At 40.0% G+C, this 12,364-nt stretch carries 12 protein-coding genes; all 12 read left to right on the forward strand.

Features of this window, described 5'->3' with window-relative positions; all coding sequences use genetic code 11:
- The first annotated feature begins 33 nt into the window (after window positions 1-33).
- The gene (gene rpoC, locus DF281_RS08470; RefSeq protein ID WP_109349824.1) at window positions 34-3,633 is read left to right on the forward strand and encodes a DNA-directed RNA polymerase subunit beta'; all 3,600 of its coding nucleotides are present in this window, start codon (window positions 34-36) and stop codon (window positions 3,631-3,633) included.
- Between the two features lie 452 nt (window positions 3,634-4,085).
- Window positions 4,086-4,505 (forward strand): 30S ribosomal protein S12, encoded by a 420-nt coding sequence (rpsL, locus tag DF281_RS08475; RefSeq protein ID WP_109349825.1) that lies wholly within the window; start codon window positions 4,086-4,088, stop codon window positions 4,503-4,505.
- A 32-nt stretch (window positions 4,506-4,537) separates the two neighbouring features.
- Entirely contained in the window at window positions 4,538-5,008 is a 471-nt protein-coding gene (gene rpsG / locus DF281_RS08480) for a 30S ribosomal protein S7 (protein WP_109349826.1), read from the forward strand.
- A 42-nt stretch (window positions 5,009-5,050) separates the two neighbouring features.
- Window positions 5,051-7,132 (forward strand): elongation factor G, encoded by a 2,082-nt coding sequence (gene fusA, locus DF281_RS08485; RefSeq protein WP_109349827.1) that lies wholly within the window; start codon window positions 5,051-5,053, stop codon window positions 7,130-7,132.
- Window positions 7,133-7,278: 146 nt separating this feature from the next.
- Complete coding sequence (gene tuf, locus DF281_RS08490; protein WP_109349828.1) at window positions 7,279-8,466, forward strand: elongation factor Tu; 1,188 nt, start codon at window positions 7,279-7,281, stop codon at window positions 8,464-8,466.
- 410 nt (window positions 8,467-8,876) lie between these two features.
- Window positions 8,877-9,185, forward strand: a complete 309-nt coding sequence (gene rpsJ, locus DF281_RS08500; protein WP_010290418.1) for a 30S ribosomal protein S10 — start codon at window positions 8,877-8,879, stop codon at window positions 9,183-9,185.
- 47 nt (window positions 9,186-9,232) lie between these two features.
- Entirely contained in the window at window positions 9,233-9,862 is a 630-nt protein-coding gene (gene rplC, locus DF281_RS08505) for a 50S ribosomal protein L3 (protein WP_109349829.1), read from the forward strand.
- Between the two features lie 26 nt (window positions 9,863-9,888).
- Complete coding sequence (gene rplD, locus DF281_RS08510; RefSeq protein ID WP_109349830.1) at window positions 9,889-10,512, forward strand: 50S ribosomal protein L4; 624 nt, start codon at window positions 9,889-9,891, stop codon at window positions 10,510-10,512.
- Entirely contained in the window at window positions 10,512-10,790 is a 279-nt protein-coding gene (gene rplW, locus DF281_RS08515) for a 50S ribosomal protein L23 (RefSeq protein ID WP_109349831.1), read from the forward strand. The genes rplD and rplW overlap by 1 nt, the downstream gene beginning before the upstream one ends.
- A gap of 33 nt (window positions 10,791-10,823) precedes the next feature.
- A complete protein-coding gene (gene rplB / locus DF281_RS08520; RefSeq protein ID WP_109349832.1) occupies window positions 10,824-11,654 on the forward strand; it encodes a 50S ribosomal protein L2 in 831 nt (276 codons plus the stop codon).
- Window positions 11,655-11,714: 60 nt separating this feature from the next.
- On the forward strand, window positions 11,715-11,996 hold the full coding sequence (gene rpsS / locus DF281_RS08525; protein ID WP_109349833.1) for a 30S ribosomal protein S19: 282 nt from the start codon (window positions 11,715-11,717) through the stop codon (window positions 11,994-11,996).
- Between the two features lie 22 nt (window positions 11,997-12,018).
- A complete protein-coding gene (rplV, locus tag DF281_RS08530; RefSeq protein WP_109349834.1) occupies window positions 12,019-12,363 on the forward strand; it encodes a 50S ribosomal protein L22 in 345 nt (114 codons plus the stop codon).
- Window position 12,364: the final 1 nt, after the last annotated feature.

A 12,364-nucleotide genomic window follows, 5' to 3' on the forward strand; every position in this document is an offset into this window, starting at 1 on the left:
CAAATAGACTTCAGAATAAGGGAGGTAGGCTCCTTGATAGACGTTAATAATTTTGAGTATATGAAAATCGGATTAGCTTCACCAGATAAAATCCGCTCATGGTCTTATGGGGAAGTTAAAAAGCCAGAAACAATCAACTACCGTACACTTAAACCAGAGAAAGATGGTTTATTCTGTGAACGTATTTTCGGACCAACTAAGGACTGGGAATGTCACTGTGGTAAATACAAACGCGTACGTTATAAAGGCGTAGTTTGTGACCGTTGTGGAGTAGAAGTAACACGTGCGAAAGTTCGTCGTGAACGTATGGGTCACATCGAATTAGCAGCACCAGTATCACATATTTGGTATTTCAAAGGTATTCCATCTCGTATGGGTCTAATCCTTGATATGTCACCTCGTTCACTTGAAGAAGTAATTTACTTTGCTTCTTATGTAGTAATTGAGGCTGCTGATACACCACTTGAGAAAAAACAATTACTTTCTGAAAAAGAATATCGTGCTTACCGTGAAAAATTCGGCTCTACATTCAAAGCAGCAATGGGTGCAGAAGCTATTAAAGATTTATTACGTGAAATCGATCTTGATAAAGAAACAGAAACATTAAAAGCAGAATTAGAAACTGCTCAAGGTCAACGTCGTACTCGTGCGATCAAACGTCTTGAAGTAGTAGAATCATTCCGTCACTCTGGTAACCGTCCTGAATGGATGATCCTAGATGTACTACCAGTAATTCCACCAGAATTACGTCCAATGGTACAACTTGATGGTGGTCGTTTCGCAACTTCTGATTTAAATGATTTATACCGTCGTGTTATTAACCGTAACAACCGTCTAAAACGTTTATTAGATCTTGGAGCTCCTGGCATTATCGTTCAAAACGAAAAACGCATGCTTCAAGAAGCTGTAGATGCTTTAATCGATAATGGTCGTCGTGGCCGTCCTGTTACTGGTCCTGGTAACCGTCCACTTAAATCTCTTTCACATATGTTAAAAGGTAAACAAGGTCGTTTCCGTCAAAACTTACTTGGTAAACGTGTCGATTACTCTGGTCGTTCTGTAATCGTAGTTGGTCCATCTTTAAAAATGTACCAATGTGGTCTTCCAAAAGGTATGGCAATCGAACTATTCAAACCTTTCCTAATGAAAGAATTAGTTGGCCGCGGTTTAGCTCACAATATTAAATCTGCAAAACGTAAAATCGAACGCATGCATGAAGATGTATGGGATGTACTTGAAGAAATCATTCGCGAACACCCAGTACTACTTAACCGTGCACCGACGCTACACAGACTTGGTATTCAAGCTTTCGAACCAACATTAATCGAAGGTAAAGCAATCCGTCTTCACCCTCTAGTATGTACAGCTTATAACGCTGACTTTGATGGTGACCAAATGGCGGTCCATGTTCCACTTTCTGCTGAAGCACAAGCTGAAGCACGTCTATTAATGTTAGCTGCTCAAAACATCTTGAACCCTAAAGATGGTAAACCAGTTGTAACTCCTTCTCAAGATATGGTACTAGGTAACTACTACCTAACTTTAGAACGTAAAGCTGCACCGGGTGAAGGTACTGTATTTACTGATGCTGAAGAATTAATGATCGCTTACCAAAACAACGAAGTGCATTTACACACTCGTGTTGCAATCAAAGCTTCATCATTAAACAACAATACATTTACTGCTGAGCAAAACGAAAAATTATTATTAACTTCGGTTGGTAAAATTATCTTTAATGAGATTCTTGATGAGAACTTCCCATTCATCAACGAACCTTCTAACGAAAACTTATTAGGCACTCCAGATCACTTCTTCGTGCCGACTACAACGAATATTAAAGAACATCTTGCAGAGCAAGATGTTGTTAAACCATTCACTAAGAAATTCTTAGGTAATGTAATCGCTGAAGTATTCGCGCGCTACCACATCACAGAAACATCTGTAATGTTAGACCGCATGAAAGATCTTGGATTCAAGTACTCTACTAAAGCTGGTATTTCAATTGGTATCTCAGATATCATCGTACTTCCAGACAAACAAGAGATTCTTGGAGAAGCTCAAGAGCAAGTAGATAAAGTTCAAAAACAATTCCGTCGTGGATTGATCACAGATGAAGAACGTTATGATCGTGTTATTTCATTCTGGGGTGCTGCGAAAGATGAGATTCAAGCTCGTCTAATGCGTTCACTACCTTCTGAAAACCCAATCTTCATGATGAGTGACTCTGGAGCGCGTGGTAACGCATCAAACTTCACTCAGCTAGCTGGTATGCGTGGTCTAATGGCCAACCCGGCTGGTCGTATTATCGAATTACCAATCAAATCTTCATTCCGTGAAGGTTTAACGGTATTAGAATACTTCATCTCTACCCATGGTGCTCGTAAAGGTCTTGCCGATACAGCGCTTAAAACAGCCGATTCAGGTTACCTTACTCGTCGTCTAGTTGACGTTGCACAAGATGTAATTGTCCGTGAAGATGATTGTGGTACTGACCGCGGCTTAACGATTTCATCATTAAAAGAAGGTACGGAAGTAATTGAAGCATTAGATGAACGTGTATTAGGACGTTACGCTAAGAAAACAATTCGCCATCCTGAAACTAATGAAGTAATCGTTGCTCGTAACGAATTAATTACACAAGAACTAGGTCGTCAAATTGATGAAGCTGGTATTGAAGTAGTTACAATTCGCTCTGCATTCACTTGTAATACTAAACACGGTGTTTGTAAAAAATGTTACGGTATGAACTTAGCTACAGGAGACAAAGTTGAAGTTGGTGAAGCTGTAGGTATCATCGCAGCTCAATCAATCGGTGAGCCAGGTACACAGTTAACGATGCGTACTTTCCATACAGGTGGGGTTGCCGGTGCCGATATCACACAAGGTCTTCCTCGTATCCAAGAGATCTTCGAAGCGCGTAATCCTAAAGGTCAAGCAGTTATCAGTGAAATCACTGGTATTGTTACTGAAATTGAGGAAATCCGTGAAGGTCAAAAAGAGATTACCGTTACAAGTTCAATTGAATCTCGTAAATATTTAGCGCCATACAACGCTCGTATTAAAGTTCAAATTAATGACGAAGTTGGTCACGGCCAAATCCTTACAGAAGGTTCAATCGATCCGAAACAACTTCTTAAAGTAACAGATGTTTCTACTGTTGAAGAATATCTATTAAAAGAAGTACAAAAAGTTTACCGTATGCAAGGTGTAGAAATTGGCGATAAACACATCGAAGTGATGGTTCGTCAAATGCTACGTAAAGTACGTGTAATCGAAGCTGGGGATACTGATTTATTACCAGGTTCACTTCTTGATATTCACCAATTCTATGCTGCAAATGGACCAGTCATTAGCGAAGGTAAGATCCCAGCTACATGTACTCCAGTAATCCTAGGTATTACAAAAGCATCTCTAGAAACAGAATCATTCTTATCTGCTGCATCGTTCCAAGAAACAACTCGTGTTCTTACAGACGCTGCAATTAAAGGTAAACGTGATGAGTTACTTGGTCTTAAAGAGAATGTTATTCTTGGTAAACTTGTTCCAGCTGGTACAGGTATGCAACGCTACCGTCAAATTAAAATTGCCGGTGACGATGAACAAAAAGTTGAAGAAACAGTTACAGCTGAATAACTTTTATAAAACCGAGGGAATTAATTCCCTCGGTTTTTATTGTTTTGTATTGACAGTCAGCCTATAGAATGATAATATATTTTAGGTTGATAGTTGTCTGTCTATCATTTCGAAGGATATGCAAATTTTCTTACGGAAAAAAGCAACAGACAGGGTTATTACAAACAGTAATTGATATTTGTTGGTCATATGAGAAGATGTTGAGTCTCTAAATGCACACGATCGAATGACCACGCATGCGGTGCGACTAGTAGCACATAGAATTGGTGTTCCCGTTGCATTAGGTCCAGCCGCTTATCTGGTGGAGTATTTCATCATTAGAGCATATGATAAACGATATTAGTATTGAGATTAGTTTTTGCACTGATCATGCGAAGGCTTTGTTTTTTACCCAAAAATGAACCACCTGGATGTGTGGTATTAAAATGCAAGTATGAGAGGAGGAAGAATCGATGCCTACAATTAACCAATTAGTACGTAAGCCTCGTCAATCCAAAAGTAAGAAATCAAAATCTCCAGCACTTAACAAAAGTTATAACAGCTTTGCAAAAGCTTTAACAGATGTTAACTCACCACAAAAACGTGGTGTTTGTACACGTGTTGGTACAATGACACCTAAAAAACCAAACTCAGCGTTACGTAAGTACGCTCGTGTGCGTTTAACTAACCAAATCGAAGTTAACGCTTATATCCCTGGTGAAGGTCACAACTTACAAGAACACAGTGTTGTTCTTATCCGTGGCGGACGCGTAAAAGATTTACCGGGGGTTCGCTACCATGTTGTACGTGGTGCTCTTGATACAGCAGCAGTACAAGGTCGTATGCAATCTCGTTCATTATACGGTGCTAAAAAACCAAAAGAAAAAAAATAATAATATAGTTAGATTTGAAAGGAGGAAAACACATGCCTCGTAAAGGTCCTGTTTCCAAACGTGACGTGTTACCAGATCCAATTTATAATTCGAAACTAGTAACTCGTTTAATCAACAAAATGATGGTCGATGGTAAAAGAGGTACTTCTCAAAAAATCTTATACGGAGCTTTCGAATTAGTGAAAGAACGCTCTGGTCAAGACGCTTTAGAAGTATTTGATGCAGCTTTAAACAACGTAATGCCTGTACTTGAAGTACGCGCTCGTCGTGTCGGTGGTGCAAACTACCAAGTACCAGTAGAAGTACGTCCAGAACGTCGTACTACTTTAGGTCTTCGTTACTTAGTAAACTACTCTCGTCTTCGTGGCGAAAAAACAATGGAAGAACGTCTTGCTAATGAAATTCTTGACGCTTCTAACAACACTGGTGCGTCAGTTAAAAAACGTGAAGATATGCACAAAATGGCAGAAGCGAACAAAGCATTCGCTCACTACCGTTGGTAAGCTTAAAAATATCTTAATCCATTATGAAGGGAGAAATACCGCATGACTAGAGAATTCTCATTAGAGAACACTCGTAATATCGGAATCATGGCTCACATTGATGCTGGTAAAACAACAACAACTGAGCGTATCCTTTATTACACAGGTAAGATTCACAAAATTGGTGAAACTCACGAAGGCGCTTCTCAAATGGACTGGATGGAGCAAGAACAAGAACGTGGTATTACAATCACTTCTGCTGCTACAACAGCTCAATGGAAAGGCCACCGTGTAAACATCATCGATACTCCAGGACACGTAGACTTCACTGTTGAAGTTGAACGTTCACTTCGTGTACTTGATGGTGCGGTAACTGTACTAGATGCTCAATCTGGTGTAGAACCACAAACTGAAACTGTATGGCGTCAAGCTACAACATATGGTGTTCCACGTCTTGTTTTCATTAACAAAATGGACAAAATCGGTGCTAACTTCCTTTACTCAGTAGGTACTTTAAAAGAACGTTTAGAAGCTAACGCTCATCCTATTCAATTACCTATCGGTGCTGAAGATGAGTTCCACGCAATCATTGACCTTGTAGAAATGAACGCTATCTTCTACAAAGAGGGCGATGATGGTTCTAACGCTGAGATTAAAGAAATCCCTGAGGAAAACTTAGCTCAAGCACAAGAATATCGCGAAAAATTAATCGAAGCTGTTGCTGAATTAGATGAAGATCTAATGGAAAAATACTTTGCGGGTGAAGAAATTTCAATCCCTGAGTTAAAAGCTGCAATCCGTAAAGCTACTCTATCTGTAGAGTTCTATCCGGTTGTATGTGGTACAGCATTCAAAAACAAAGGTGTTCAATTAATGCTTGATGCAGTAATTGACTACCTACCAGCTCCAACAGATGTTGAATCTATTACAGGTACATCTATCGAAGGAGACGAAGATATCGTACGTCACTCATCTGATGACGAGCCATTCTCAGCACTAGCGTTCAAAGTTATGACTGACCCTTATGTTGGTAAATTAACTTTCTTCCGTGTTTATTCTGGTGTTCTAAACTCAGGTTCATACGTACAAAACTCAACTAAAGGTAAACGTGAACGCGTAGGTCGTATCCTACAAATGCACGCTAACTCTCGTGAAGAAATCGAATGCGTATACGCAGGCGATATCGCAGCAGCTGTAGGCCTAAAAGCTACAACTACTGGTGATACTCTATGTGATGAGAAATCTCTAGTTATTCTTGAGTCTATGGAATTCCCTGAGCCTGTAATCTCACTTTCTGTAGAACCAAAATCTAAAGCTGACCAAGATAAAATGGGCCAAGCTTTACAAAAACTTCAAGAAGAAGATCCAACTTTCCGTGCACACACAGACACTGAAACTGGCCAAACAATCATCTCAGGTATGGGTGAACTTCACTTAGATATCTTAGTTGATCGTATGAAACGCGAATTCCGCGTTGAAGCTAACGTAGGTGCTCCACAAGTATCTTACCGCGAAACTTTCCGTCAATCGGCTCAAGTTCAAGGTAAATTTACTCGTCAATCTGGTGGTCGCGGTCAATACGGTGACGTATGGGTTGAGTTCTCTCCAAACGAAGAAGGTAAAGGTTTTGAATTCGAAAACGGTATCGTTGGTGGTGTAGTTCCTCGTGAATACATCCCTGCTATCGAAGCTGGATTAAGAGACTCTTTAGCTAACGGTGTATTAGCTGGATTCCCACTAATCGACGTTAAAACTCGTTTATACGACGGTTCATACCATGACGTCGATTCAAACGAAATGGCATTCAAAGTAGCTGCTTCTCTAGCAGTTAAGAAAGCTGCGACTGCTTGTAACCCAGTTCTTTTAGAACCAGTTATGAAAGTTGAAGTTGTAATGCCAGAAGAATACCTTGGTGATATCATGGGTAACATTACTGCTCGTCGCGGACGCGTTGAGGGTATGGAAGCTCGCGGTAACGCTCAAGTAGTTCGTGCAATGGTTCCACTTGCTGAAATGTTCGGTTATGCAACAACTTTACGTTCAGCAACGCAAGGCCGTGGTACATTCTCAATGGTATTCGATCATTACGAAGAAGTACCAAAATCTGTTTCTGAAGAAATCATCAAGAAACATAAAGGTGAATAATTTAATTATTTTTAATTGAATTTTCCACTGTAATAAAGTATAACTATCTTGTAAGCGATGATTTTTGGTTGGGTAGGGCCCTATCCAATCGAAAGTTATTACTATAAAACTAAAATAACTTATAACCCTTAGGAGGCACATTTAAAATGGCTAAAGAAAAATTCGACCGTTCTAAAACACATGCTAACATTGGTACAATCGGACACGTTGACCATGGTAAAACTACATTAACTGCTGCAATCGCTACAGTTCTTGCAAAAAAAATGGGCGGAGAAGCAAAATCTTACGCTCAAATCGATAACGCACCAGAAGAAAAAGAACGCGGTATCACAATCAACACTTCTCACATCGAATACGAAACTGAATCTCGTCACTACGCTCACGTAGATTGCCCAGGACACGCCGATTACGTTAAAAACATGATCACTGGTGCTGCTCAAATGGACGGCGGTATCTTAGTAGTATCTGCTGCTGATGGCCCAATGCCACAAACTCGTGAACACATCCTTTTATCTCGTCAAGTAGGTGTTCCTTACCTAGTAGTATTCTTAAACAAATGCGACATGGTTGATGACGAAGAATTACTTGAATTAGTTGAAATGGAAGTTCGTGACTTATTATCTGAATACGATTTCCCAGGCGACGATGTTCCTGTAATCAAAGGTTCAGCTCTTAAAGCTCTTGAAGGCGAAGAAAAATGGGAAGAAGCAATCGTTGAATTAATGGCTGCTGTAGATTCTTACATCCCAACTCCAGAACGTCAAACTGACAAACCATTCATGATGCCAGTAGAGGATGTATTCTCTATCACTGGTCGTGGTACAGTAGCAACTGGCCGTGTTGAACGTGGACAAGTTAAAGTCGGCGACGTTATCGACATCGTTGGTATCGCTGAAGAAACTCCTCAAACAACTGTTACAGGTGTTGAGATGTTCCGTAAATTATTAGATTACGCTGAAGCTGGCGATAACATTGGTGCTCTTCTACGTGGTGTTTCACGTGAAGATATCCAACGTGGACAAGTACTTGCTAAACCAGGTACAATCACTCCACACACTAACTTCAAAGCTGAAGTTTATGTTTTATCAAAAGAAGAAGGTGGACGTCACACTCCATTCTTCACTAACTACCGTCCTCAGTTCTACTTCCGTACAACTGACGTAACTGGTGTAGTTGCACTTCCAGAAGGCGTTGAAATGGTAATGCCTGGTGACAACGTTGAAATGAACGTTGAACTTATCCACCCAATCGCTATCGAAGAAGGTACTAAGTTCTCAATCCGTGAAGGTGGCCGTACTGTAGGCGCTGGCGTTGTAGCAACAATCGTAAAATAATTCTTCTTTCATAAGAAGTAGTTATTAACTTATAGAAGAGATCTGTAGGGTGCGCACCTTGCAGATCTCTTTTTTTGATTACATCTACTATATATAGAAGAAACTCGGATCAGAAAAAACTTTTTATAATTTAAGATAGTTTATGATTGTAATTTGTTTAAATTTTTTATATACTAGGTAGCGTTGTAATTAGCGGTCGTTATATATGAAAAAGAAAAAAACACACACGTTAAAGTATTTTTTGAAATGACTTGCACATTCACTTGTTATTAGGTATAATATTGAATGTTGGTCTTTGACTGCGATGAAACGAGAGGTTACCGACACACCCGGCCGCATTGCCATGGCGAGTGTACGGAAAATTTTCGTGGAGAATTGTCTAGGAAATAGGCGAAAAGGGAGGGAAAATAATGGCAAAACAACAGATTCGAATCCGTTTAAAAGCATACGATCACAGAATTCTTGATCAATCCGCTGAAAAAATTGTAGAAACTGCTAAACGTTCAGGTGCTGGAGTATCAGGTCCAATTCCACTACCAACTGAGCGCTCAGTATACACAATCTTACGTGCGGTTCATAAGTATAAAGATTCTCGTGAACAATTCGAGATGCGTACTCATAAACGTCTAATCGATATCGTTAACCCAACACCACAAACTGTTGATGCGTTAATGAAACTTGATTTACCATCTGGCGTTGATATTGAAATCAAACTTTAATGGTAAAAAAATAAAATTATTTTAAAAATTATAGGAGGTGCGACCAAATGACCAAAGGAATCTTAGGAAGAAAAATCGGTATGACGCAAGTATTTGCTGAGAACGGTGATCTTATCCCAGTGACTGTTATCGAGGCTACTCCAAACGTAGTTCTACAAAAGAAATCAGTCGAAACTGATGGTTATGAGGCAATCCAATTAGGTTTTGAAGACAAGCGCGAAAAGCTTGCTAACAAACCTTCTAAAGGACATGTTTCAAAAGCTAACACTGCTCCTAAGCGCTTCATTCGCGAAATTCGCAATGCAGACTTAGCCGAGTATGAAGTTGGTCAAGAAGTCAAAGTTGAAATTTTCGCAGAAGGCGATGTAGTTGATGTAACAGGTGTAACAAAAGGTAAAGGTTTCCAAGGTGTTATTAAACGTCACGGACAATCTCGCGGCCCTATGTCACATGGTTCTCGTTACCACCGTCGTCCTGGTTCAATGGGTCCAGTTGCTCCGAACCGCGTGTTCAAACAAAAGAAATTACCTGGTCAAATGGGTGGTACTGTTGTAACAATTCAAAACTTAGCAATCGTTAAGGTTGATGTTGAACGTAACCTACTATTAGTAAAAGGTAATGTTCCTGGTTCTAAAAAAGCATTAGTAACAGTTAAAACTGCTATTAAAGCTAACTAATTATCCGAAGAAAGGAGGAAACAGGAATGACAAAAGTTAACGTACTTAGTCAAACAGGTTCTTCTGTAGGCGAAATCGAATTAAACGATGCAATCTTCGGAATCGAACCAAACGAAAATGTTGTATTTGACGCAGTAATCGCTCAACGCGCTTCACTACGCCAAGGTACTCATAAAGTTAAAAATCGTTCTGAAGTTGCAGGTGGTGGTCGTAAACCATGGCGTCAAAAGGGTACAGGTCGTGCTCGTCAAGGTTCAATCCGCTCTCCACAATGGCGCGGTGGTGGTATCGTATTCGGTCCAACTCCACGTAGCTATGCATACAAACTTCCAAGAAAAGTTCGTCGTTTAGCACTTAAATCAGTATTATCAGCTAAAGTTGTAGATACTGAACTAGTAGTATTAGATGCTCTTACATTAGATGCGCCTAAAACTAAAGACTTTGTAAAAGTAATTACAGATCTTAAAATTGAAACAAAAGCGTTATTTGTTACTGGAACACAAGAAGAAAACGTAGCACTAGCTGCTCGTAATATCCCTGGTGTAACAGTATTAACGGCTGAAGGCATCAACGTTCTTGACTTAGTAGGTCACGGAACAGTTGTAATGACTAAATCAGCTGTAGAAAAAATTGAGGAGGTGCTTGGTTAATGGAAGCACGTGAAGTATTAAAACGTCCTGTCATTACTGAGCTTTCTTCAGAACAAATGGCAGAACAAAAGTACACTTTTGAAGTTGACACTCGTGCCAACAAAACAGAAGTTAAAGACGCAGTTGAAACTATCTTTGGCGTGAAAGTTGCGAAAGTAAACATCATGAACTACAAAGGTAAGAAGAAACGCGTTGGCCGTCATACTGGCTTAACAAACAAACGTCGTAAAGCAGTAGTAACACTGTCTGAAGGCGAAATCGAATTATTCGAAATGTAATTCGAATATATATTTCTAAAGGAGGGAAAACACATGGCGATTAAAAAGTACAAACCTACCACAAATGGACGTCGTAACATGACTACATCTGACTTTGCGGAGATTACTACTAATAAACCTGAGAAATCTTTATTAGAATCTACAAAACGTAAAGCTGGTCGTAATAACCAGGGTAAAATCACTGTTCGTCATAATGGTGGTGGACATAAACGTCAATACCGTATCATTGATTTCAAACGTATCAAAGATGGTATTCCGGGTAAAGTCGCTACTGTTGAGTATGATCCAAACCGATCTGCTAACATTGCATTAATTCATTACGCTGATGGTGAAAAATGTTATATCATTGCACCAAAAGGCATTAAAGTAGGTATGGAAGTTATTTCAGGACCTGAAGTTGATATTAAAGTAGGTAACGCTTTACCTCTATCTAATATCCCAATGGGTACTACAATCCATAACATCGAAATGAAACCTGGTAAAGGTGGACAATTAGTACGTTCTGCAGGTACTTCAGCTCAAGTACTTGGTAAAGAAGGAAAATACGTAATTGTACGCTTACAATCTGGTGAAGTACGTATGATTCTTGCTACTTGCCGTGCTACTATTGGCGCTGTTGGTAACGAACAACACGAACTTATCCACATTGGTAAAGCAGGACGTAAACGTTGGATGGGTAAACGCCCAACTGTACGTGGTTCTGTAATGAACCCTAACGATCACCCACATGGTGGTGGTGAAGGTAAAGCTCCAATCGGACGTAAGTCTCCAATGACTCCATGGGGTAAACCAGCACTTGGTTACAAAACTCGTAACAAACGCGCTAAATCCGACAAACTTATCATTCGTCGTCGCAAAAAATAAAGTGATTAGACTACGGTTCACAGGACGAACCGTGGTGGAATCACAGAGGGAGGCTCCAAAATGGGTCGTAGTTTGAAAAAAGGACCATTTGTTGACGCTCACTTATTAACTAAAGTTGAAGCACAACAAGATTCTGAGAAAAAACAAGTTATCAAAACTTGGTCTCGCCGCTCTACAATCTTCCCGAACTTCATCGGTTTAACAATCGCTGTATACGACGGACGCAAGCATGTTCCAGTATACGTGACTGAAGATATGGTAGGTCATAAACTTGGCGAATTCGCACCAACACGTGCTTATAAAGGTCACGGTGCAGATGACAAGAAGACATCAGTACGCTAATTAAGAGGGGAGGTTAATCCTAATGCAACAAGCTAAAGCTATCGCTCGCACAGTTCGCATTGCTCCTCGTAAGGTACGTCTAGTAGTAGACTTAATTAGAGGTAAGCAAATCGGCGAAGCAATCGCTATTTTAAAACATACTCCAAAAGCAGCATCGCCTGTAGTGGAAAAAGTTTTAAACTCAGCAATCGCAAACGCAGAGCACAATTATGATTTAGATGTAAACAGCCTAATCGTTTCTGAAGTATTCGTAGACGAAGGTCCAACATTAAAACGTTTCCGTCCACGCGCACAAGGTCGTGCAAGTGCGATCAACAAACGTACAAGCCACATTACTCTAGTGGTATCTGAGAAGAAGGAGGGATAAT

The sequence above is a fragment of the Kurthia zopfii genome (genome assembly GCF_003143955.1).
Taxonomy (GTDB): Bacteria; Bacillota; Bacilli; order Bacillales_A; family Planococcaceae; genus Kurthia; species Kurthia zopfii.